Source organism: Luteibacter sp. ME-Dv--P-043b (assembly GCF_030209605.1).
Lineage (GTDB): Bacteria > Pseudomonadota > Gammaproteobacteria > Xanthomonadales > Rhodanobacteraceae > Luteibacter.
The window spans coordinates 90090-114107 of the sequence record NZ_JARVRT010000012.1 but is presented as its reverse complement, the minus strand read 5'-3'; the positions used below and the strand labels follow the sequence as shown (position 1 = coordinate 114107).

18 protein-coding genes are annotated in these 24018 nt (G+C 65.4%); 12 read left to right on the top strand and 6 right to left on the bottom strand.

Annotated elements, in window-relative coordinates; all coding sequences use genetic code 11:
- Positions 1-45: 45 nt before the first annotated feature.
- The gene (locus tag QRN34_RS07240) at positions 46-2778 is read left to right on the top strand and encodes a TonB-dependent receptor (protein ID WP_285403346.1); all 2733 of its coding nucleotides are present in this window, start codon (positions 46-48) and stop codon (positions 2776-2778) included.
- A gap of 190 nt (positions 2779-2968) precedes the next feature.
- Complete coding sequence (locus QRN34_RS07235) at positions 2969-5245, top strand: family 20 glycosylhydrolase (protein ID WP_285403345.1); 2277 nt, start codon at positions 2969-2971, stop codon at positions 5243-5245.
- Positions 5246-5437: 192 nt separating this feature from the next.
- Here the strand turns inward: QRN34_RS07235 and QRN34_RS07230 are convergent, their stop codons facing one another.
- Positions 5438-9739, bottom strand: coding sequence for a DEAD/DEAH box helicase (locus QRN34_RS07230; RefSeq protein ID WP_285403344.1), 4302 nt, complete (start codon positions 9737-9739; stop codon positions 5438-5440).
- 131 nt (positions 9740-9870) lie between these two features.
- Between QRN34_RS07230 and QRN34_RS07225 the strand changes: the two genes are divergently transcribed.
- Positions 9871-12090, top strand: coding sequence for a glycoside hydrolase family 3 C-terminal domain-containing protein (locus QRN34_RS07225; protein WP_285403343.1), 2220 nt, complete (start codon positions 9871-9873; stop codon positions 12088-12090).
- A gap of 47 nt (positions 12091-12137) precedes the next feature.
- On the opposite strand, the gene QRN34_RS07220 is transcribed toward QRN34_RS07225, so the two are convergent.
- Entirely contained in the window at positions 12138-12992 is an 855-nt protein-coding gene (locus tag QRN34_RS07220; protein WP_285403342.1) for a hypothetical protein, read from the bottom strand.
- Positions 12955-13137: a hypothetical protein gene (locus QRN34_RS07215; protein ID WP_285403341.1), complete on the bottom strand. Its 183-nt coding sequence runs from the start codon at positions 13135-13137 to the stop codon at positions 12955-12957. Before QRN34_RS07215 ends, QRN34_RS07220 begins: the two co-directional genes overlap by 38 nt.
- Before the next feature lie 201 nt (positions 13138-13338).
- On the opposite strand from QRN34_RS07215, the gene QRN34_RS07210 reads away from it, so the two are divergent.
- The 8 genes from QRN34_RS07210 (at position 13339) to QRN34_RS07175 (ending at position 17546) form a co-directional block, all read left to right on the top strand.
- Positions 13339-14112 (top strand): transporter, encoded by a 774-nt coding sequence (locus QRN34_RS07210; protein ID WP_285403340.1) that lies wholly within the window; start codon positions 13339-13341, stop codon positions 14110-14112.
- A gap of 100 nt (positions 14113-14212) precedes the next feature.
- Positions 14213-14593: a hypothetical protein gene (locus QRN34_RS07205; protein WP_285403339.1), complete on the top strand. Its 381-nt coding sequence runs from the start codon at positions 14213-14215 to the stop codon at positions 14591-14593.
- A 154-nt stretch (positions 14594-14747) separates the two neighbouring features.
- Positions 14748-15161, top strand: a complete 414-nt coding sequence (locus tag QRN34_RS07200) for an SMI1/KNR4 family protein (protein ID WP_285403338.1) — start codon at positions 14748-14750, stop codon at positions 15159-15161.
- 155 nt (positions 15162-15316) lie between these two features.
- Complete coding sequence (locus QRN34_RS07195; RefSeq protein WP_185754237.1) at positions 15317-15505, top strand: hypothetical protein; 189 nt, start codon at positions 15317-15319, stop codon at positions 15503-15505.
- A 78-nt stretch (positions 15506-15583) separates the two neighbouring features.
- The gene (locus QRN34_RS07190) at positions 15584-15829 is read left to right on the top strand and encodes a hypothetical protein (protein ID WP_285403336.1); all 246 of its coding nucleotides are present in this window, start codon (positions 15584-15586) and stop codon (positions 15827-15829) included.
- A 57-nt stretch (positions 15830-15886) separates the two neighbouring features.
- Positions 15887-16195, top strand: coding sequence for a hypothetical protein (locus QRN34_RS07185; protein ID WP_285403335.1), 309 nt, complete (start codon positions 15887-15889; stop codon positions 16193-16195).
- A gap of 612 nt (positions 16196-16807) precedes the next feature.
- Entirely contained in the window at positions 16808-17161 is a 354-nt protein-coding gene (locus QRN34_RS07180) for a hypothetical protein (protein ID WP_285403333.1), read from the top strand.
- An 82-nt stretch (positions 17162-17243) separates the two neighbouring features.
- Positions 17244-17546: a hypothetical protein gene (locus QRN34_RS07175; protein ID WP_285403332.1), complete on the top strand. Its 303-nt coding sequence runs from the start codon at positions 17244-17246 to the stop codon at positions 17544-17546.
- A 61-nt stretch (positions 17547-17607) separates the two neighbouring features.
- On the opposite strand, the gene QRN34_RS07170 is transcribed toward QRN34_RS07175, so the two are convergent.
- The 3 genes from QRN34_RS07170 to mprF all read right to left on the bottom strand — a co-directional run bounded on the left by QRN34_RS07170 (position 17608) and on the right by mprF (position 21782).
- Positions 17608-17775: a hypothetical protein gene (locus QRN34_RS07170; RefSeq protein ID WP_285403330.1), complete on the bottom strand. Its 168-nt coding sequence runs from the start codon at positions 17773-17775 to the stop codon at positions 17608-17610.
- Between the two features lie 627 nt (positions 17776-18402).
- On the bottom strand, positions 18403-19179 hold the full coding sequence (locus tag QRN34_RS07165) for an AcvB/VirJ family lysyl-phosphatidylglycerol hydrolase (RefSeq protein WP_285403328.1): 777 nt from the start codon (positions 19177-19179) through the stop codon (positions 18403-18405).
- A 20-nt stretch (positions 19180-19199) separates the two neighbouring features.
- A complete protein-coding gene (gene mprF / locus QRN34_RS07160) occupies positions 19200-21782 on the bottom strand; it encodes a bifunctional lysylphosphatidylglycerol flippase/synthetase MprF (RefSeq protein ID WP_285403326.1) in 2583 nt (860 codons plus the stop codon).
- A gap of 246 nt (positions 21783-22028) precedes the next feature.
- Between mprF and QRN34_RS07155 the strand changes: the two genes are divergently transcribed.
- Entirely contained in the window at positions 22029-23990 is a 1962-nt protein-coding gene (locus QRN34_RS07155; protein WP_285403324.1) for an alkaline phosphatase family protein, read from the top strand.
- The last annotated feature ends 28 nt before the right edge of the window (positions 23991-24018 follow it).

Below are 24018 nucleotides of genomic sequence, written 5' to 3'. Positions count from 1 at the left end.
CGGTCGCGAAACCCGTCGACGCTATTCCTCTGAGGGGAGGACACCATGTCGCATCGTAGAAACCTGCTCACGGCGAGCATCATCGCCGGATTGTGTTGTTTCACGGGTATGGCCGCCGCGCAGGACGCGCCGGCCCCGCCTGCGAAACCGCAGACCGCCCAGGAAAAAGCGGACGCCGAGAAGGCGGCGCAGCTCGAGGGCATCACCGTCACCGGCATCCGGGCCAGCCTCGAGAAGTCGCTGGACACCAAGCGCAACGCGGACGCCATCGTCGAGGCGGTCACCGCCGAAGACATCGGCAAGTTCCCCAATACCAATGTCGCCGAGGCGATGACGCAGATTCCCGGCGTCACCATCGACCGTCAGTTCGGCCAGGGCGACCGTGTGTCGATCGACGGCACCGACCCCAGCCTCAACCTCACCTTCCTCAACGGGCAGCCGGTGTCGCAGACGCCGTGGCAGTACGGCGCGCAGCCGAACCGCGGCTTCGACTTCACCATGCTCGCTCCGGAAATCGTCGGCCGCCTGGAAGTGTACAAGTCGCCCGAGGCCCGCCTGACCGAAGGCAGCCTGGGCGGCACCGTGCTGCTGCACACGCTCAAGCCGCTGGACCTGCCCGCCAACACGGTGCGCGGTTCGTTCGGCCTCAACTACAACGACCAGGGCACGCCGGGCACGCGCCCGAACGGCTCGGCGCTGTACAGCTGGAAGAACGATGCCAACACCTTCGGCATGGTCACCTCCATCCAGCATTACGAGGAGAAGATCGACCGCCAGGGCTTCGAGATCTTCAGCTACAGCCCGGTGTCCAAGTGGGCGGCCAGCCCGGCGGTCGCCGCCGGCATCGCCAACGGCTCGCTCGATCCCAACGCCAAGGTGCCCGACGAGATCAACTCGGCGTGGTTCCAGCAGAAGCGCAAGCGCGACACCGCCACGCTCGGCTTCCAGATCCGTCCGACGGACAACTGGGACATCGACATCAACAACCTGTTCGTGCGCGAGAACTTCGACAACTGGAACCAGTCGCTGTATCCGTTCACCGGCGCCACGCCGGGTAACGTGACCAGCTTCAACCAGGGCCCGAACGGCGTCGTCACCGGCGGCCATGTCTGCGGCAACGACGATCCGGCCTGCCCGGCCATTGCGCAGAACACCTTCGACAGCAACATCCGCAAGTCGGTGGTCCGCACCGTGGCCCACGACCTGAAGTCCACCTTCCACGGGGATGGCTGGCAGCTGGCGGGCGCGGCGGGTTACAGCAAGGCGCGCAACGACAACATCTCCCAGGCGGTGATGGAGCCGGTCTACGCGGGCGGCTACACCTGGGACATCAACAAGGGCTTCAACTTCGACAGCCCGGCCGCGGCGCGCAACCCGGCCAACTGGCACATGGGCGACGTGCCCGGCCTGGGCGGCTGGCCCGGCAACTACGGCGACTACTCGGCGCAGTCGCGTGACACGTACGGCCAGCTGGACTTCTCGAAGTACTTCGACGGCTTCTTCAACGAAGTGGCCGTGGGCTACCGCTGGAACCGTCACGAAGAAGGCATGCAGGCGCATGTCTACGGTGGCAACGCACCGACCAACCTCCAGGACCTCGGCTTCGGCGGCTACACCGACACGCTGGATGCGCTGGGTGGCCTGGACGGCTCCGCCAGCCACGTGATGCCCGACCGCAACGCCCAGTACGCCTGGGTGCGCAACACCAACGGCGGCAACGAGGACCCGGGCACGTACCTCAACGGCACGTACAAGCTGCTGGAGAAGACCAACGCGGCCTATGTGCAGGGCAACTTCGCCGGCGGCGGCTTCCACGGCAATATCGGTATCCGCTACGTGGACACCAAGACCGATGGCACCGGCTTCAACTACAGCGGCGCACCCGTGCTGCCGGCCCCGGCCGGTTCGTGGCAGACCTCGTCGCGCACGTCGAAGAACTGGCTGCCCAGCCTCAACGTGGCCTACGACCTCACCGACGAAGTGGTGCTGCGTGCCGCGGCGGCTAAGGTCATCGCCCGCCCGCCGTACAACATGCAGGTGAACAACCTGTTCCTCAACGACTCGGTGCTGACCGGCTCGGGCGGCAACCCGGACCTGAAGGATTACAAGTCGAAGAACTACTCGCTGTCCGCGGAGTGGTATTTCGCGCCGCAGTCGTATGTCGCGGTCACCGGCTTCCTCAAGCAGATCGACAACTACACCGTGGTCGATTCGGCCAACGAGCGGCAGTTCAACTCGGGCCTGGTCAACGATCCGACCACGTTCGCCCGCCAGGTGGCGCAGGGCCTGTGCACGGCCGACGGCTTCTGCACGTACTCCATCAGCCGGCCGCGCAACACCGGCTCGGGCAAGGTGCGCGGCGGCAGCATCAGCTACCAGCAGGCGTTCGGCGACACCGGTTTCGGCACGACGGCCAGCTACACCTACGCCAAGGGCACGCTCGATTCCGGCGGATCGCTGCCGTACAACTCGAAGAACGCGTACTCGCTCAGCCCGTACTACGAGATGGGTCCGTTCAGTGCCCGTGTCACGTACAACTGGCGCAGCAAGTACCTCGCCGGCGGCTACATCGCCGGTGCGCCGCCGGCCACGACGGCCGACTACGGCGACCTGGGCGCGACGCTGGGCTGGAAGCTCAACAAGAACGTGTCGTTCACCCTGGCCGGCATGAACCTGACCAACGAGACGTACAAGCAGTACCTCACGGTCACGTCGTTGCCGGTTGCCAAGTACACCACGGGCCGCCGCTACATGGCTTCGGTGCACTTCGACCTCTGATCGGCGGTAAATCTTCCGCGGCCATGGATGGCCGCCACCCTGATGCTTCATTCCCCTTCGGGCCCGACGACGCGACGTATCGGGCCCGTTTTTTTGGGTGACGTTTCCCCGAGGCTCGCCTCCACTTTCCACCGGCATCGGCGTTCGCCACAATCGACGATGCCGTTTCCCGCACCTTTCGGAGTCATCGATGCGCCGTACCCTCCTGCTCGTCCTGGTCGCCGGCCTCAGCGCCTGTGCCCAGCAGCCACCCAAGCACAATGTGGGCCCCATCGACGACACGCCGCTTTCCCTCATCCCGCAGCCCGCGCAGATGCAGCGGCTGCCGGGGCGCTACACGCTCGATCCGAAGGCCGCCATTACGGTGGCGCCGGGCGATACCGCGGCACGGCACGTGGCCGCCCAGTTGCAGGGGTGGGTGCGCCAGGCGCGTGGCATCACGCTCGCCATCGTCGAAGGCAAGCCGCGCGGCGGCGGCATCGTGCTGGCCACCAGCGCGGCGATCAAGGGCCGCGAAGCCTACACGCTGGATGTGGACGGCAGCGGTGTGCGCATCGCCGCCAACGACGAGACCGGTCTTTACTACGGCGCGGTGACCTATGCGCAACTGCTGACCGACCCCGCCGCCCAGGCCGGCGTGCCGGGCCTGCATATCGTCGATGCGCCGCGCTTCGAATGGCGCGGCCTGATGCTCGACTCCAGCCGACACTTCCAGTCGGTGAGCGAGATCGAGCACCTGCTCGACCAGATGGCGATGCACAAGCTCAACACGTTCCACTGGCACCTCACCGACGACCAGGGCTGGCGGCTGCAGATCACCAAATACCCGAAGCTGACCGAGATCGGTGCCTGCCGCAAGACGGTCGGCCCCGATATCGCGCTGACCGGTAGTGCCGATACACCGTACTGCGGCTTCTACACGCAGGACGAAGCGAAGCAGATCGTCGCCTATGCGGCCGAGCGACACATCACCGTCGTACCGGAAATCGAGATGCCCGGCCATGCGCAGGCCGCTGTCGCTGCGTATCCGAAGCTGGGCAACGGCAAGAAGCTGACCGTGTCGTCCGACTGGGGCGTCAACACCGCGCTGTTCAACACCGACGACGCCACCTTCGTGGTCCTGCAAGACGTGCTGGATGAGGTGATGGCGATCTTCCCGTCCACGTATATCCATGTCGGTGGCGACGAGGCGGCCAAGGACGAGTGGGAGCACTCGAAATCCGTGCAGGCACGGATGAAGACCCTGGGCATCACCGATGAAGAGAAAATGCAGGGCTGGTTCGTCGCGCGCATCGGCGACTACCTGGAAACGCACGGCCGTCGTCTGATCGGCTGGGACGAGATCCTCGACGGCAAGGTGCCGGCCAGCGCCACCGTCATGTCGTGGCGCGGTACCGCCGGCGCGATCAAGGCTGCCAATGCCGGGCACGACGTGGTCATGGCGCCGTCGCCCACGCTGTACCTGGATCGCCTGCAGTCCACGCTGCCCGACGAACCGGCAGGGCGTCCTTCGGGACAGACGCTAAAAACCATCTACGACTTCGACCCCGTGCCCGCTGGCATCGCGCCGGACAAGGCGCAGCACGTGCTCGGCGAGCAGGTCACCGTGTTCACCGAATACCTGCCGGACTGGTACAGCACGCAGCATGCGATCTTTCCGCGCATGGCGGCGGTGGCCGAGCGCACCTGGTCGCCCAAGGCCGACTGGAACAGCTTCATCGCGCGCCTGCCCGCACAGATGGCGCGCTACCGCGCGGCGGGCATCGTGCCGGCCGACGGCGTGTTCGCCGTGGCGATCGCCAGCGAAGCCACGGCCGACGGCAAGGCACGCGTCACTTTGTCCAACCAGAGCGGCTACGGCACGATTCGCTACACCACGGACGGCACCGCACCCACCTCGCAGTCCACCGCGTACACCGCGCCGTTCGATGTGGCGTTGCCGACGACCGTGCGCGCCAATACGTTCCAGAACGGCTTTGGCCTGGCCGGCCCACGCGACCGCAGCATCGACGCGGCGTCGCTCCTGCATCGCACCAGCGACGGACTCGACACCTGCACCGACAAGCTGGCGCTGCGGCTATCCGCGGTCAACGCGGTGGACGGTGTGCGCCCGGTCTACAAGGTGGACATCATGGACACCTGCTGGATGTGGAAAGGCGTGAACCTCGACGGTCGCTATGGCATCGACATCACGGTCGACCGCCTGCCCTACAACTACGCCCTGTGGAAGGACGCCGCCGGCATCGTTGCGCGCAAGGCGCGCTCGGCGGCCGGCGAGATCGAGGTCCACCAGGACACCTGCACGGGCCCGAAACTCGCCACGCTGCCGTTGGCCAAGGCGAAGGACGGCCGCGCCACCCTGCAAGGCACCCTGCCCAAGCGCGACGGTACGCACGACCTCTGCTTCGTCATCACCGGCAAGCCCGGCCCGAAGCTATGGGTGATCGGGGATGTACAACTGCGTTAAGAAGCAAGCATCCATGTAGGAGCGCACGATGTGCGCGATAGCCGTGCCGCACCGTCGAGCGATGAAGCGCGCCGTCGAACGATGAGGTTGAACGGTGGGGTCGCCCGATGGGGGGTTCCGCGTCGCCGCGTTGTTGGTTTTTCGCGCACATCGTGCGCTCCTACCTACGGCGGTAGGTAGGCGGTGGGCGGATCAGGCGTAGGCGGCGGGGAATGTCGCATGGCGTTGCAGGGCCTTGCGGGCGTCGCGCTCGTCGTCGCCTTCCAGCGGCGTGAGCGCGACGAACTTGCCGGCCATCATGGCGGCCAGCGGCACGCCGTCGCGGATGGCGATGCGGTTGCCGATCACCCCGGGCACCTTGGCGCCGGCGATGATGGCGCCGACCAGGTTGGCCGGGTCCGTGCCGGCGATGCAGACGATCTCGCCGTCGTGGTCGCGATGGCGGATCTGGCGAAGTGCCGGCAGGGCCTCGGGCAGGGCGAACTGCTCGCCGACCAGGCCGTCGACGAAGCGGCCGCCGCGGATCTCGCCGCGGGCTTCCAGGCGGTGGTACACGCGCCGCAACTCGCGCCACGACGGCAGCCAGCTGGCCTCGCGCTCCAGGATCTTCCAGCTGACCACGCCGTAACGCCGAAGCAGCGTGCGGGCGATGTGCTCCAGGCCGTCGGCGTCGTTGCGCTCGTCACGAGGGCGCCGCGCGAGCGCCCAGCGCCCGGCATCCTCGATGCCGCTGAGCATGTGCCGGCGGCTGCGTCGCTGGCGGCTGCCGTTACGCTTGGCGGCGGGCAGCAACAGCGCGCGCAGGCCGGCGAAGCTGTCGGCGGTGACGCGTCCGGCCGCCACCAGTTCGCCCAGCGCGTCTTCCAGTTCCGTGCGTAGCAGGCGGGTGGTCGTGGCGATCTCGTCGAAGAACAGGGCGCCGTCGTCGCGCAGTGCGTCGGCCACGGCCTGCGCACGCGACGACAGCGCGGTTTCGCCCTCGGCAAACGGCACGGCGGCGGACCAGATCGGCAACTGCCGCCGCGGCAGCAGCACGATGGGCGTGGCGCGTACCGGCCCGCCGCTGCCCGTGCCCCGGCGCAGCCGGCTCCACACCACGCGTCCGGCGCGGCACAGGTCATCCAGCCAGCCGATGCCGTAGTCGCCCACGCGCGCAGGCAGCAGTTCCGCTTCCCAGGCACCCGCGGCGGCTTCGAAACCCTCCAACTGCGCGATGACGCCGGCCAGCGCATCGGGGCCGGCCACCTGCGTGGCGCGGGTCAGGTGCTGCCAGTCGAGCAGGAAGCGCAGGTAGTCGCGTGGCGCGACCGGCTCGATCTCGCGTCGCAGCCGGCCGATCGTGTAGCGGTGGATACGGGCCAGCAGGTGGCGCTCGCACCATTCCGTCCCGGCGACACCGGGCGAGAACGGCCCGCGCATGACATAGCCCTCGGTTTCGAGCGAGGTCAGCGCGGCCTCCACGTCGCCCACGGCGACGCCCAGCGACGTCGCCAGCACGGCGGCCGGCACCGGGCCGAGCCCACCCAGGCGTCCGCGCACCAGGTCGATCAGCGCCGCGTCGGCCGTCCAGGCCTGGGCCGCGTAGTCCGCCGGCGCCACGATGGCCGGCATCAGCGTGGCCTGTGGATGCACCGCCTGCCACGCGGGCAAACGCTCCGCAGCGATCCACAGCGTCGTGCCGCCGATCGTCATCGCGGTGGCGCGGGCATCCTTCGCCAGGGCGGACAACAGCTTTTTCCAGCCCGGCTCGCGCGCGGCTTCGTCGGCCGTGACTGCGCCGAGCTGCACCAGCGCCTCATGCATTTCGTCCGCGCTGCGTGCTTCCGGCCAGGCTTCCTCGCGCACCGACGCGATGGCCTCGGCATCCAGCCGGCCCAGGTCGTCCGCCGTTTCGGCGGTGTTCCAGCGGCGCGACTGCACGGCCTGCGTCCGCCGTTCTTCCAGCGGCGCATCGTCGAGGAACGCGTACGGCGCGGCACTGAGTACTTCCGCCGCGAGTGGCGAGGGCGTGGCCAGGTCACGCGCGACCATGGCGATGGTGCCCGCTTCCAGGCCACGCAGGATGGTGAGCAGGCCTTCGCTGTCCATCGCCTCGTGCAGGCAGTCTTCCAGCGTCTGTTTGACCAGCGGGTGGTCGGGCACCTCGCGCTCGCCGACGAGGTTTTCGGCGCAGGCCACCTGGTCCGGGAACACGGTGGCCAGCAGATCCTCGCTCTTCATGCGCTGCAACTGCGGCGCGACCTTGCGGCCGCCGGTGAACCGCGGCAGTGCCAGCGCCGTCGTCGCGTTCCAGCGCCAGCGCACGCCGAACAGCGGCGCATCCAGCAAGGCCTGGATCAGCACATGCTCGGCCGAGTTCGAATGCAGGTAGCGGGCCACTTCGTCCAGCGGAAAACTGTGGCTGGTGGACAGCGACAGCACGATAGCGTCTTCCGTTGCGGCTGCCTGCAATTCGAAGTTGAACTTCCGGCAGAACCGCTTGCGCAAGGCCAGACCCCAGGCGCGGTTGATGCGGCTGCCGTAGGGCGTGTGGATGATCAGCTGGGTGCCGCCGGATTCGTCGAAGAACCGTTCCATCACCAGCGTCTCGCGCGTGGGCAGCGCGCCCAGTGCCGCGCGTGCACGGAACAGGTAGTCGACGATCTGCTCGGCCGCAGCTCGCGACAGGCCCAGGTCGTCCATCAGCCAGCGCAGCGCGCCGTCACGGCCGCCCTCGTCGAACTCCGCCGAGATATCCGTGCGCAACCGCGACACGCCGATCGAGAGTTCGTCCGTGCGCCCGGGCGCCTCGCCCAGCCAGAAAGGAATGTTCGGCGGCTGGCCCTGCGCGTCTTCCACGCGCAGGCGGCCCATCTCCACGCGCATGATGCGATAGGAGCGGTTACCCAGCTGGAACACGTCACCGGCCAGGCTCTCGACTGCGAAGTCCTCGTTGACGGTACCGACCACGGTGGACTGCGGCTCCAGCACGACGTTGTAGTCGCCCGTCTCGGGAATGGTGCCGCCGGAGGTCACGGCGGTGAGTCGCGCGCCGCGTCGTTCGCGAAGGCGCTTGTTGACCGCATCGCGATGGATATACGAGCCGCGTGGCCCGACCCGCGTGGTGAAACCGTCGGCCAGCATGCGCACGGTGTCGTCGAACGTCGCGCGTGGCAGGTCGCGGAACGGATACGCGCGGCGGAACAGGTCGAACAGCGCGTCCTCGTCCCATTCCTGGCACGACACCTCGGCGACGATCTGTTGCGCCAGCACGTCCAGCGGCTGGTGCGGCATGATCAGCGCGTCCAGTTCGCCACGGCGCACGCAGTCCAGCAGCGCGGTGCATTCCACCAGATCGTCGCGGGAGGTCGGGAACAGCCGTGCCTTCGGCGTACCGCCCACGGCATGGCCGGCCCGTCCGGCCCGTTGCAGGAAGGCAGCGATGGAGCGCGGCGAGGCGATCTGGCAGACCAGGTCGATGTCGCCGATGTCGATGCCCAGCTCCAGCGACGCGGTGGCCACCAGCGCGCGCAGCTGGCCCGCCTTCAGGCGTTGCTCGGCATCCAGGCGCTGCTCGCGCGACAGGCTGCCGTGGTGCGCCGTCACCGCGTCGCGACCCAGCCGCTCCGACAGGTGGCGCGACAGCCGCTCGGCCATGCGCCGCGTGTTGACGAAGATCAGCGTGGTGCGATGTTGCTCGATCAGGTTGGCCAGCCGGTTGTAGACCAGCTCCCACATGTCGTTGGACATGACGGCCTCGAGCGGCACGGGCGGCACCTCCAGTGCCAGGTCGCGCCGACGCGCGTGGCCGATGTCGACGATGGCGCAGTCGTCCGTGGCGCCGCCGGTAAGGAAGGCGGCCACCTTCTCGATCGGTTTCTGCGTGGCGGACAAGCCGATGCGCGTGATGCGTCGCTGGGCCAGCGCTTCCAGCCGTTCCAGCGACACCGCCATGTGGCTGCCGCGCTTGCTCGCCGCCATGGCGTGGATCTCGTCGACGATCACCTCGCGCACATGGCTCAGCATGGCGCGGCCCGAGGCCGAGCCGAGCAACACGTAAAGCGACTCGGGCGTGGTGACCAGGATGTGTGGCGGTCGCCGTTTCATCCGCTCGCGTTCGGACGACGGGGTATCCCCCGTGCGCACGGCGGTGCGGATCTCCAGGTCGGGCAGGCCCTGCTGGCGTAGTTGCTCGCGGATGCCGGCCAGCGGCGCCTCGAGGTTGATCCGGATGTCGTTCGACAAGGCCTTGAGCGGGGATACATAGAGGATGACGGTGCGGTCGCTCAGCCCGCCGTCGCGCACCCCTTCACGCACCAGCATATCGATGGCGGAAAGGAAGGCGGTCAGGGTCTTGCCTGAGCCCGTCGGCGCGGCCACCAGGGTGTGCCGCCCGGAGCGGATCGCCGGCCACGCGGCCACCTGCGCCTCGGTGGGCGCCGGAAAGGTCTGCGCGAACCAGCCGGCGACGGCGGGATGGAACGCGGCGAGCGGCGTCGACTTTTGTGAATTCATTGAACCACTTAAGTGGGGTCGCGAGGCAGGACGGTCAAGGTTTCAGCTTACGCCGTACGGGTCTCGTGGGTTGCGATGAAACCGTTACTTGGCGATGGTGTAGGCCTGTCCCCCGGATCGAATGGAAGATCATGTCCGCTACCCTGCGCCGCTCCGCCCTCGCCTTTGCCGTCGCCGCGGGCCTCACCGCCTCCGTTGGCGCGGCCACGCCGCCTGCCCGCCCCTGGATGGATCGCTCGCTGTCGCCGGATCGCCGCGCTGAGTTGCTGGTGGCCGCGATGAACGACGATGAGAAGTTCCGTATTATCCGCTCGGACTTCGGCCTGGCCAGCGACAAGCACGGCGTGCCCGAGGGCGCGGTGGGTGGCGCGGGCTATGTGCCTGCCCTGCCCCGGCTCGGGCTGCCTGCCATCAACGAGACCGACGCTGGCCTGGGCGTCAACAAGCCCGGCATCGACGGCAAGGGTGCGATTTCATTGCCGGCCGGCCTGGCGACCGCAGCAAGCTTCGATACCACGGTGGCCCACGCCGGCGGCCGGATGATCGGCGGCGAGGCGCGCGGCAAGGGTTACGGCGTGCTGCTGTCTGGTGGCGTCAATCTGGTACGCGACCCCCGCAACGGCCGCAACTTCGAATATGCCAGCGAAGATCCGGTGCTGGCCGGCACGATCGTGGGCGCCGCGATAAAAGGCATCCAGGAAGCGAAGATCGTCGCCACGGTGAAGCATTTCGCCATGAACGACCTGGAGACCGGCCGCAACACGCACAGCGCCGAGATCGACCCGGTCGCCATGCGCGAGTCCGACCTGCTGGCTTTCCAGATCGCCATCGGCCACGGCAACCCGGGCTCCGTCATGTCCGCGTACAACCGCATCAACGGCACCTACGCCGGTGAGGACGACTGGCTGCTCAACCAGGTGCTGAAGCAGGAATGGGGCTTTAAGGGCTTCGTCATGTCCGACTGGGGTGGCGTGCATAGCGCCGGCAAGGCGGCACTGGCCGGCATGGACCAGGAGTCGGCGGGCGAGGTGTTCGACAAGGAGTTGTACTTCGACCAGCCGCTGCGCAAGGCCATCGCCTCGGGCGAAGTGCCTAAAACGCGCCTGGACGATATGGCGAAGCGGATCATGCGCAGCCTGTTCGCCCACGGCGTCATCGACGATCCCATTCCGACCAAGGTCGTGACCCCGGTGCCCTACGTCGCCGACCGCCGCATCGCACGTGACACCCTGGAGGCCGGTGCCGTGTTGCTGCGAAACGAAGGCGGCCTGCTGCCGCTGTCGCGCAAGGGCCAGTCGGTGGTGGTCATCGGTGCGCATGCCGACAAGGGCGTGCTCGCCGGTGGCGGTTCCTCCACCGTCACCGACGAAGGCGGCGACCCGGTACCGGGTCTCGAGCCGACCGGTTGGCCCGGCCCCGTGCGCTACCACGCGTCGGCACCGCTCACCTTCATGAAGCAGCTGGGTGACAAGGTCAGCTTCGATGCCGGCACGGACCCGGCCGCCGCTGCCAAGGCCGCCGCGGCTGCCGACGTGGCGGTGGTCTTCGTGTCCAAATGGGCCGCCGAATCGTACGACGCACCGGACATGTCGCTGGCGCCCGCAGATGATGCGCTCGTCGCCGCCGTCGCCAAGGCCAACCCGCACACGGTGGTGGTGCTGGAAACCAACGGCGCGGTGAAGATGCCCTGGCTTAACCAGGTCGGCGGCGTCTTGCAGGCATGGTTCCCCGGCTCCGGCGGTGGCGATGCCATCGCGCGCCTGCTCTACGGCGAAGTCTCGCCATCGGGCCGCCTGCCGGTCACGTGGCCCAAGGACGAGTCGCAGCTGCCGCGCCCGACGATCCAGGCGGCCGGCCTGGCCAACAAGGACGCGCCCGCCGACACCATCGACTACAACATCGAAGGCGCCGACGTCGGCTACCGTTGGTTCGAGAAGACCCACCGCGAGCCGCTGTTCGCCTTCGGCTACGGCCTGACCTACTCGCGCTTCGACTACAGCGACTTCGCGGTGGACAAGGACGCCAAGGGCCAGCCGGTCGCCCACGTCACGGTGAAGAACACCGGCAAGGTCGCCGCGGCCGACGTGCCGCAGATCTACGTGACTGCCCCCGGTGCGCCGACGAAGCGCCTCGCGGGCTGGAGCAAGGTGGCACTGGAGCCCGGTGCCAGCCGCCGTGTCGACATCCCGCTGGAGCCGCTGGCACTGGCGCGTTACGACGCGAACGGCAAGCGCTGGCGCGTGGCCCCCGGCAATTACACCGTGCGCCTGGGCCGCTCGGCTACCGACATCGCCGGCGAGAAGACGGTGACGGTGGCGGAGAGCTTCCCGGTGCTTAAAGCGGCGAATTGAGATTTGGCGGGTGACAACGCGATGATGGGCGGCTGGGGTACGAATCTTCAGCGGATGCCAGGGCCTACCATCATCGCGGCGTCGTTGCGTTTTCTCGCTTGCGCCGCATCGACCGACTCGCACGGTCGAAAAATGGCCAGCGGCGTAATGCCATGGGCGCTGACAGGACGGCCGACGAGCTTCCGGAGTTCGTCAAAGATGGGGGCCATTGTCCCCATCAAGCCGGTATCGTCCAGCACAGGTCCGTAGCGCGGCCGGTCGGGCTCGGCATCCAGCACCCCAACGAGATGCCATTCCCCTTGGATCACCGAGCCATGCTTCAACCCCAGTGCATGGGTGTCGAGCGTCGAGTCGATATCGCCAAGAACGCCCCAAGCTTCGAGGCAATCGTGTGTTTGAAGGCTGAACTGCACAGCGGGCGGGAGTTGCTTCAAGGTTCGCCCCGCCATGTCCAGGCCTATCTGCTTGGCTTTGCGCTTGCCCGGCGGCTCATCGGCGACAAGCAGCCTTGCGAGGGGCGCCCACAACTGCTTCGCTAGTTCGATGTCCCGTATGGTCAGCTTGCCCTTGATGTGGACGATGCTGCCCAGCGGGGAGTTCAAACCCGCGTGCAGCATGCCCGACTCCTGCAAGACATGGAGCGCATTGCCGGGCAGAAGGCAGCGAGTGTCGAACGAGCGCTCCAGGGTCTCGGTAGCCGAGTCATTGGTCGTGCCGTCGACGCTGACGATAGCGGCAGCAAATTTTATCTTCCCTGCGTTGGAGCCCGTGTGCGATGACGTCTTTCGTGCCGCGATGACAACGCCATCGTCGCTTAGTTGAGCGAGCAGGGAACCGAGGCGGGCGTGGTCGACATAGACGAAATCAAAGACGGAAGCGTCCCTTCCCAGCTCTTGCGCCACGCTGTATGTCTCCCTTGATGCGCGTCATTTCCTTTTCGTGCTCGGCCATACGCTTGGCAATCGCGCTCACGGCCTCCGACAAAGTACTGCCGCCGGCCTTGGCGCCATTCTCATCAGCACTCGTATCGCCAACGATCTTCTCCATGTAGCTACTCATCTGACACCTCTCGTTCGACCCACTGCGGCTTAACGGACGGACAGTTTAAGTCACTGCACCAGGTCGCTCACATTTTGCCAGATGGGCGGCATCACCGATTTGGCGTAGGGGCACGGCTCGGCCGCCCCGCCATAAAGAGCGCAGGCGGTCGTCCACGCCGTAATGACGCTCCGCAGGCACAATGCCCGCATGAACCTACGCCCTGCCCTCACCGCCGCTTTACTCCTCGCCATCGCAGCGCCAGCTTTTGCCGATGCCCCCGACTTCGACCGCCCCGGTGCCGGCTTCGCCACCAGCGTGCTGCCCGCTGGCACACTGGCCCTGGAGCAAGGGCTGCCGTCGTACCAGCGGCAACGCCAGGACGGCTACCTCGATCGCACCTATACGGCCGACAGCGTCATCCGCATCGGTCTGGGTGGACCGGCGGAGTTGCAGGTGGCCGGCTCGGCCTGGAACCGGCTGGAAGAGCGCGGCATGGGCTCACGCCGGCACGCGGTGGGCCACGGCGACACCAGTGTCGGCCTCAAGATCGCCCCCGGTGGATCCAGCGATGCCGGTAACTTCAGCTGGGCGGCGCTGGGTAATATCACGTTCGCGAATGGCGACAAGGACTTCGGCAACGGCGCCCGAGAGGTCAGCCTCGGCGCCACCGGCCAGTGGCAGGTCGACGAGACCCATCAGAACACGCTGTATGCCAACGTGGACCGCCTGAAGGGTCGCAACAGCTGGACACTGGCACCCACCTTCGGGCGCAAGTTCGGTGAGAACTGGATGGCCTACCTGGAGGCGGATGCCATCCATGACGCCGAAGACGGCAACGAAGTGCAGGCGGGCGGTGGCGTGGCGTACACCATCGGTGACCATGCGCAGCTGGATGCCTATGCGTTGCACCGGATCGGTAGCCGTGGGCCTTCGGTGGTCGCGGGTCTGGGCGTGTCGGTGTACTTTGGCGGAAAGCGTTAACGTACACAGTCAAGCAGGAGTGCTGGCGGAACATCGCGAGATGAGAAACGCTCGCGCGTGCACGGAGGGCGAGTTCTTCGACTTTCGCTATGGAGCAGGAATGGAAAGTATCAGCTTGAGCGTAGATCACGGCATCCTCTTCGTTGTCGATCCAACGAACAGGGAAGCGATAGTCCCTGAATACGTAGAGGGTGAATTGGTTGCCGCGACGGATTCCTGTCTGTCGATCGCGGTCGACCCCTACGTCGATGGCGAGGTCGAGGTTTCATTGACGACAGAAGACGTGGTCACTACCGGGCTTCATCTGGCTGCGACCCATACCCTGGCCGTGCCGGGTGGAGTCGTAGCGATCGGTACTGCAGAAGTGGATCGCGCCCTCGAATATCGGCTGTCGCCCGGCAGCGTGGTCATTTCGGTTTGGGCGGATTCATTCGTGAGCGCCTCGCGGGTGGTCGTTGCCATAGCCGTGACGCGGCACTAGGAAGGCTCGATCCCTTCGGCAGCGCATCTGGATTGCATGAGTGATGCGTTGGTTGTGGCCATTTGTACTATTCGTCGTCTTGTTTTTTGATATGCGTCAAGCATGCCTGGATCGAAGTCCAGCTCTTGAGACGGTTGTTAGTGCGAGGTTTGTCATGGCCTTCGAGCGTTACCTTCATGAGTGGATCGATAAAGGTCCTTCCGAAAACGGCATTCCGGTGGAGTTGCTGAAAGCAGCGCCCGTTGGCCTGCCGGAAGACTATCTTTGCTTCATGGCGAAACGAAACGGCGGTGATGGATTCGTGGGGAAGAGTTACCTGGTGCTATGGCCGCTCGAGGAACTTGTTCCGTTCAACCGTGAGTATGAAGTTGCCACCTACGTACCCGGCCTTTTTCTCATTGGTTCCAATGGCGCGGGTGAAGGCTTTGGCTATGACCTTCGTCCGTCGTCTAAGCGGTCGTTGGTCATTGTTCCTTTCGTCGGGATGGACTGGAAGGAGGCGCTGCCGGTGGGTTCCAGTATGGCGGAGTTCCTCCGTGTGCTTTACAAGGGCAGGTTGTTTGAGTGAACCTTTCTTGAGGGCCAGCCTCGCCGTCTGTGCTCGCTGAACACGACGATCTGTAAGCTTTGTTCAAACGCTGTTTTTATAGCAACGAGAAGTAAAGGATGAGAGTGCGAATCAGCCAGAGGCAATACGAGCTTCTGAAGACGTCGGAAGAAACGATGACGTTACTTCCCTCATTCCTTGTCGCCGGCCCCGACCTCGTGTTGGAGGGAACAGGCTACGCCTTGTCCGAGTTTCGCGACGCATGCGAAGATGTTTTGATACGGCTTGGTCTGGACGAGAGCTATTATCCCAACAGCGATGGGGTCTTACTGGAAGACTTGATCGACAAGATGTTCGAAGGTTAGTCGAGCCATTCAGTCCATCGCAGCAGACTTATGGGTGGCCGCATACCGTCGGACATCCAAGGTGCCCGTACATCGATCATGAAGAATGTTCTACTGATCCTGCTGTGGCTTCCGATGATCGTGCTGGGTCACGTTCTGTCGGCACTGATCTTCAGGCAAGGGTCCTTGGTGAGCTATGTTTTCTTTATTGCGTGGCCAATTGCGAATTTCTGGGCTGCTTACAAGCTGTGTCGGAAGGGGTACGACATCCTGGTCATACGATTAGTATCCTTCTTCATGGTGGAGCTTGCGGCGCTAGTCGTCTTGCTCACCTATGCCGCATGAGGAGATCCGGTTTCGCTGGTTCGCTTGCGGTTCCGTTGAAGCGAGGACGTGTCAGTGATGAAATCCCAGCTCGTGCTCCGGTGGTGTGAACCGAACCTTCCGGACTTCGATCAGCTTATCGCCATCGAAGAGTCACTGATCGCTGTCATCGGTCAATATGGCGAGATTGACGGTCACGATGTTGGAGCGGCGGAGTGCGATATCTTCATCGAGACCCACGAACCGATGAATTGCTTCGACGCACTCCGGTTGGCATACGGTAGGGAGTCCTGGTTCGCTACGCTAACAGCGGGATATCGCCGCCTGGATGAGCGGGCTTACAAGCCTGTCTGGCCTGCCGGTATGGTCAGCTTCAAGTTGTCGTAGTCCATACGTACCCTCAATGTCTTTGCCGCATTCCATCGATTCGCTATGTCAAAAAACTTGATGTAAAAGAGCGCGGCCCTTTTCCATTTCACTCACCTCCATGAGTCTTCCTTGTTCACTGCACTGTTGTGGTATCGGTCATGAGTGCGCCTGACTACGGGGCATACGGAGTTTTTCTTGGAAGCGCACCTGGCATCGCTTACGGCTTATGGAACCTCTCTCGCGTTCAGCGGGTTGTGAGGGAAGCACAAAGGATCGCTCGCGATCACGGCGAGTGGTTGGATATCGATTCTTCCCCGTCGATTCGCTTCGACTACATATTCAGGCCTAAGCACTTCAGTCGCCCGGAAGACGGTGTTGGCGTTCGTCTGGCAAAGTCACGGCTGCTTTCGATTAGGCGCCAGGCGATGCGTCGCCATGTGGCCAGCGCGCTTTTCGCGGCCATCGGAGCCCTTTTGGGTGTCATGGCGGCTGTCGGCGTAGCATCCGGCCCATGAGGTAGATTATCTCCGGTCGCTCTCGCGATTCGTCAGATGCGCTGCGATGATACCCATCGACCATCGACCATCGAGGGAGCGGTCTGGCTTCAGATCACGAAGGATGTTTAAGGCAATGCAAATCCAAAGATTTCCATGGAAGGCCAGCCTGGCATTGGCAATCTCGTTCGTCGTTCACTACCTCGTCTACGCCTACCGATTCATGTGGTACTTGAGCTATCCGGATTTCGTCATGCTCATAGAGATCTACCTTGCCTTTATGGCGATTGTCGTCGCCGAATTCATCTTTGCTCCGACGTGGTGGCTCATGGGGTCTACAGCCTTTGCTTTAATGTTCATGCCAGCCGTCGCCCGTATCAACTACATACTTCCCGTCGGAATACTCTTTGGTGTAGTTGCGCTTGTATCGGCATGTCCATTCGTTGCAGTAGCTCTTTTGAGGAAGCGTAAACACACCGAAATTGTGTAGTCCTCCCCCGACAGACGTAAGCCAACCCCTCCTGAGAAAATAACCGTCGGCCCACCGGGCGGCCCCTGTCAGGAAGCGAACCGTGCATACGATGGATGAGATCGACTCAGGGGTCCTTACCCTCTTCGACGGTGGCCAGCCCGCTTGCCATGTCCTCCCGAGCAACCTCGTCGGCTGGACCAAGCAAGGCAACGCCCTGACGGTCATGTTGCGCGTAACCGGCGCGACGCGCGATATCGTCGAAGCGGTGCAAGTCTCCGTGGCCCCGGCCAACGCCGAGGCGCCTGCCGTGCTGGCATCGTGGATTCCGCCGGGCTCGCCCGATCAGCTTCGGCAGGCGCATGCCGAAGCGACCGTCGCCGCCCCAGGGTCGCGCCAGGCCTGACCGGCATCGTCAGCGTCGCTGACGAATCACTGAAACCCGGCAGGCATCGTGGACCCACGGCCTAGCCCGGTCGGTTCGCCCGCCGCATCGCGCGAATGACCAGCGCCGTGCCGGCCAATCCGATCACCAGACCCACGCCACCGCCCCAGAGCGAGCCGGGACGATCGTCGATGAGGTAGCCCAGCCCGAAGCCGAGCAGCGCGAAGAGGGGAATCGGTAGGCAACCCATCGAGCCATGCTACAAAAAAACATGGCCCTCGCGCTCACGCGGAGGGCCATGACGACCGTCCCTGGGTCGGGTGGTCAGACCACCAGGACGCGGCCCGGCGAAGCCGGCGCAGCGTCACCGCCGATGAAGGGGGGGATCGATCCTGATTCTAGGGACAGACGGCATCCTGCCGTCGGATCGGTCATCGGCGATACGTTGGCCCGCCGGTGTGGGCCGGTGGGCGTAACGCTATCTTCCTTGGCTGGTCCGATGACGGATATAGGAGGATTCTTAAAGTTGGCTGCTATTTTCCCTACAAGAGGGCCAGCTCAGACTTACGTAGAAGCGCGCTTACCGCGATTCTGCAGGCCCGGTGCAGCGACACGGCTGCCCTCCGGTCGATCCTTGTGCTTGCTGCCTGCGGGCCTCGCTTGGGGCGAGGAAGGCGGCAGACCGCGGCTGGCCAGGCTGCGCAGGTGGGCGCAGTCGGAGGAGCCGTAATCGCGTTTTCCCGGTGTGCGTCGCATAAACCTTCTCCAGTCGGACTCCCCGCCTTACGAGCAAGTTGCACCGAAAAGACGAAAGTTTGAGTGGCGTGCCGGTGAAGGTTCCGTGACAGCCGAAAACGTGCCAGACGCCTTAAAAAAGTTAAGGCGACGTGGAGGCCTTCGGCGGCATGCGCTGCAGTAGCTCGGTGGCTAGCGCTTCGTAGTTCTCGTCGAAGTGGTGCGAGCCCGGCTTCTTGTACACGGTGACGAACGACGGCAGTTTGGGATCGGTGCAGCCGCTGTCGTCCGCGTCCTCGGTGCCGTAGTAGCAGGCCATCGGTGGCCGGCCGCCCAGCGCCAGGATCGGCGGTATGGCGTCCGTGTGCACCACCGGGTTCAGCCACTGCAGGAAGTTGTGGGTGTGGGTGGTCCACCAGCCCTGCTGCATGTAGCCCTCGAGTTCGATCTCGAAATTCACGTCGCGGCTGGCCGACAACAGCACCAGCTGGGCCAGCTTCGCCCGGTTGTCGGGGCGTAGCCGGCCCACGATGGTCGGCAGCACGTCCGCACCGAACGAATAGCCGATCAGCAGCACGCGCTGCTTGTTCCACTGTTTGGTATAGCGATCCAGCAGGCCGTCCAGGTCGTGGGCGGATTCCTCCGGCGAGCGGTAACGCCAGAAATACTTGAAGGTGCTGACCCCGGCCACGGGAAGGCCCCGGCCGGTGAACACCGCGCCCAGGCGCTGGTCCAGATCCCACCAGCCGCCGTCGCCGGAATAGATGACCACCAGCAGGTCTTCCTGTCCGGCCGGCGCTGCGGCCAGTGCCGGCAGCTCCACGGTGGATTTCTCCATCGATGCGTGGGTCCAGGGGTGCCAGGCCAGCAGGGCCAGCACGATGGCACCGGCCACGCACGACAGCACGATACGCAGCACGTTCCTCTTCTTTGGCGTGCTCACCGGCGCACCACTCCACCCAGGCCACCGGAAATGAGGCTGGCCACGTTGGCCAGCGCCAGCGGCAGCGCGATGCCGCCGGGCACCGCGATATAGCGCGGCTCCCACTCGGGGTCGAACTTTTCCTTGTAGCGATGCAGGCCACGGAAGTTGTAGAAGCGCTCGCCGCGGCCGAACACCATGGCGCCGAAGCGGCTCCACAGGGGCGCGGTACGACGGTTCTGCAGGCCCGACAGGGGGGCCATGCCGAGGTTGAACCAGCGGTAGCCCTGGGCCTTGGACCAGGACATCAGCTCGATAAACAGGAAATCCATGATGCCGGAAGGGCCCTCGGGAAGGTGGCGCATGAGGTCGACGGACGCTTCTTCCATCGACGCGGTAAGGAACATGTTGGCGAAGGCTACCGGCTGGTCGCCCTGCCACACCACGGCCATCGGCGTGCGGGATAGATAGCGTTCATCGAACAGGCCCAGCGAGAAGCGCTTCTCGCGTACCTTCTTGTCGCCCATCCAGGCATCGGAGATGACCTTCAGGCGAGGCAGCAGCGCGGGCACGTCCTCCACGGGCACGATCTCCATGCGCAGGCCGTCGCGTTGCAGCTTGTTGACCGTGCCGCGCAGCGTCTTCTTCGACTTGCCGTCCAGGTTGAAGGTCTCCAGGCGGACGCGCGCTTCCTCGCCGATCTTAAGCAGGCTCATGCCCACGTCGAGGTAGAGGTCCAGGTCGGCCGGGCGCACCTGGTAGAACAGCGGCCAGCCGCCGGCTCGCTCGCATTCTTCGCGGAAGCTCCAGACCAGTTCGCGGCGGGCGTCTTCGTCGGTGCCTACGGGGTCGCCCATGGCCACCCAGCTGCGTCCTTCCACGTCGTACATGATGAAGGCACGGTCGTCCGGCGCGAAGCGCAGCATCTTGTCGCCGACCAGCGCCAGGTGGGCCTGGGCGGAGTCGAACGATTTGACCAGGGGCAGCACGCGGGCCAGTTCGGCGTCGCCGGGGCGCGTGCGGCGGGCGCGGGCCGGGCGGATCAGGTTGGCCAGGCCGAACAGCAGCAGCGCGGCGGTAGCGCCGACCAGCGCACGCAGCGCGCGGGGCGCGCCGCCATGGTGGAAGCTGAACTCCCACCAGAGGTTATTGCTGTATTCGACGTGCTTGAAGCTGAAGAACACCAGCCAGGTGGAGCAGGCCAACACCGCACCGATGGCCAGCACCCAGCCCGGCGAGAAGCTGGCACGGAACAGCGAGGCCCGGCGATAGAAGTGCCGGTGGGCCGGCGCCAGGGCCAGGGCCAGCAGCGACAGCAGGGTGGCTTCCTCGTAGTCGATGCCTTTGAGCATCGAAAGGATGGCGCCGAGCAGTAGCAGCACCAGCGTCAGCACGTAGGCGGCGTCCAGCCGTCGTTGCAGGCCGCGGGCCAGGATCAGCAGCATCATGCCGACCACGCTGGAGAGGAAGTGCGATACCTCCACCAGCGGCAGCGGCACGAACCCCCGCAGGATCTCCATGCGGCCCGGAATGGCCAGCGTGGCGCCGGAGAACAGCAGCACCGCGCCGGCGACCAGGGTCAGGCCGGCGAAGAACGGCGGCAGCAACCCGCTGAACCAGGGGGCGATCATGGCTGCGTGGCGCAGTGCGCGTATCTCGCGCCAGATCACCAGCACGGTGGCCACGCCCAGCGGAAGCAGGTAATAGACCGCGCGGAACGCCGCCAGCGAGCCGAGGATGGGCGCTTCCAGCCCGTGGTTGCCGGTGGCGCCAAAGCCGGCCAGCATCACCGCCTCGAATACGCCCAGGCCGCCGGGTACGTGGCTGATCAGGCCCGCCATCTGGGCCAGCACGAAGATGGCCAGGAAGTGGCCGAAGCCGCCGGAGATCGCCTCCGGCATCAGCACGTAGAGCACTCCCGAGGCGAGGCCCCAGTCCAGCGCGCCGATCAGGATCTGCCGCGCGGCCATGGCGGGCGTGGGCGTGGCGATCTCCCAGCGCCACAGGCGGATGGGCCGGCGCACGGTGAGCGACACCACGAACCACGCCAGCGGCACCAGCGACAGCACGATCGCCAGCGGAATCCGCAGGCCCGACAGGGGCACATCGGGCGGGATCGGCACGAGCAGCAGGGTGACGCCCGTGATCGCCGCCAGGCCCAGCCAGAAGCTGAGGGTGGTGTAGAGCACCACGCGGGCGATCTCGCCGGGGGTCAGCCCGGCCTGCACATAGAAGCGGTAGCGGATGGACCCGGACACCAGCAGCGACATGCCCAGCGCATTTGAGAAGGCATAGCTGATGAAGGAGATCAGGCCGACCCGGGTGGCCGGCAGCCGCTTGCCCACGCTGGCCAGGCCGAACCAGTCGTAGAGCGTCATCACCGCGAACCCGGCGCCGGTCAGCAGGATGGCAAGGGCGATGTCGCTGTTGGGCAGCGCATGCACATAGCCGCCGATCTGGCGATAGGTCACCTCGCTGGCCATGGCCTTGAGCGCCCACAGCGCCAGGCACAGCAGCACGACGGACAGCAGGGGACCGCCAGCGCGACGGAACAGGGTCACATAGAGCGCAGGCTTGCCGGCTAGCGGCTGGTCGTTCATCGGGAGCTCCGCCCTCGTTTCTTCTCCCACGGTGCCGTGGCTCCCACAGATATGGATCGTAAGGCCGGGTAGGGTGCCACAAGGCGCGTTCGCGCGGCAGATCGGCTTTTCCTACGGGGCCACGATAGCCGACATTCGGGGCCGAAGCTCAATCTAAGCTTCGGGAAAGCCTTACGTAAGCCCACCTGCTTACCCTCGTGCTCGAACCCGGGCGTATAGGCGACCGGCCTTTTCCTGCGAGGCGTCATGACTTCTGTTTCGTCGGCCCCCGGTGCGCTGCGCCAGCGCTTCCGGCCGTTGGTCTGGTACGGCATCCTGTTCGTGGGCGTGGCGTTCCTCGTCCGTCTCATCCTGCTGGTCAAGACGGGGCACGAGATACCGCCGAGCCCGGGCAAGTGGCTTTACCTGTTCCTGGTCGGCTTCGGCTACGACGTGGTCGAGTACGTCTATTTTGCCTGGCCGATGCTGCTGGTGCTCTGGCTGCTGCCCCGGCGCGCCTATGTGTCCCGCTGGGGCCACCGCATCTTCCTCGGTTTCTGTTTCATTCTCGCGTTCGTCGTGCTTTACCTCGGCGCGGCGGAGCTGGTGTTCTGGGGCGAGTTCAGCGCGCGCTTCAACTTCATCGCCGTGGATTACCTGGTCTACACCCACGAGGTGGTCGGCAACATCCGCGAGTCGTACCCGATCGTCACCTGGTCGCTGATGCTGCTGGCCGCGACCGTCGCCGTGGTGTTCTTCAGCCGGCGCATGCTCGCCGCGCGTGACGATGGCTCGCGTTTCGGCGCGCGCAGCCTCGTGGTGGCCGTATGGCTGGTGCTTACCGTGGTGGTCAGTTTCGCCGTCGATGGCACCATGAAGGATCGCTCGGACAATAACTACGTGAACGAACTGGCCGGCAACGGCCCGTACCAGTTCGTCGCCGCGTTCCGCGAAAACGAGCTGGATTATGCGAAGTACTACCCGACCCTGCCGGATACGGCCATGTTCGCCAACCTGCGCAAGCAGCTGAAGACGCCGGACGCCACGTTCGCCAGCGACGATCCGATGGACATCACGCGGCGCATCGCCGGCGACGGTACGGAGCAGAAGCTCAACGTGGTGCTGATCAGCGTCGAAAGCCTGTCGGGCGATTACGTCGAGGGCCTGGATGTCAGCAAGCACAAGCACCTGACCCCCAACCTCGACGCCCTGGCGTCGAAAAGCCTGTTCTTCAGCCAGTTGTACGCCAACGGCACCCGCACGGTGCGCGGGCTGGAAGCGCTGGCGCTCTCGGTGCCGCCGACGCCCGGCGAATCCATCGTCAAGCGCCCGGACGACGAGAACCTCTGGTCGCTGGCCGACGTGTTCAACGGCAAGGGCTATACCTCCGAGTTCCTCTATGGGGGTTACGGCTACTTCGACAACATGAACCATTTCTTCGCCAACAACGGCTACACGGCGGTGGACCGCAACGCCATCGACAGCAAGGACATCCATACCGAGAACGTCTGGGGCGTGGCCGACGAGGACCTGTTCTCGTTGGTGATCAAACGCATGGACGCCTCCTACGCGAAGGGCAAGCCGTATTTCGGGCACGTGATGACCACGTCCAACCATCGCCCGTTCACCTTCCCCGAAGGGCGCGTGTCACTGCCGCAGGGGCGTCGCACCGCTGCGGTGGCGTACACCGACTGGGCGCTGGGCGATTTCCTGAAACGCGCGGCGACCAAGCCATGGTTCAAGGACACCGTGTTCGTCATCACCGCGGACCATTGCGCCACCAGCGCCGGCAAGACCAGCCTGCCCGTGGATCGTTACCACATCCCGCTGTACATCTACTCGCCCGCGCACATTGCGCCGGGGCGAGTGGACCGCCTGATGAGCCAGATCGACATCCCGCCGACCGTGCTGGGCCTGCTGCACTTCAGCTACACGTCGCGCTTCTACGGCTACAACCTGTTCAAGCTGGAGCCCGGGCGCGAGCGCGCCTTCATCAGCACCTACCAGGAGCTGGGCTACCTGCGCGGCGACACGCTGACCTCGCTGGTGCCGCGCCAGCCGGTGAAGCAGATGCTGCCGCAACGCGATACGGGCGATGCCACGCCCGTCACGTCCGTCAACCAGGCCGATGCGGACGCCGCGATCACCTATTACCAGTCGGCGGCCTATCTGTTCACCAAGGGCCTGATGAAGCACGGCGCGCCGCACCAGACGGCGGCCACGCCTTAGCCAGGCCAAGCCGCGGTACGGCTACGCA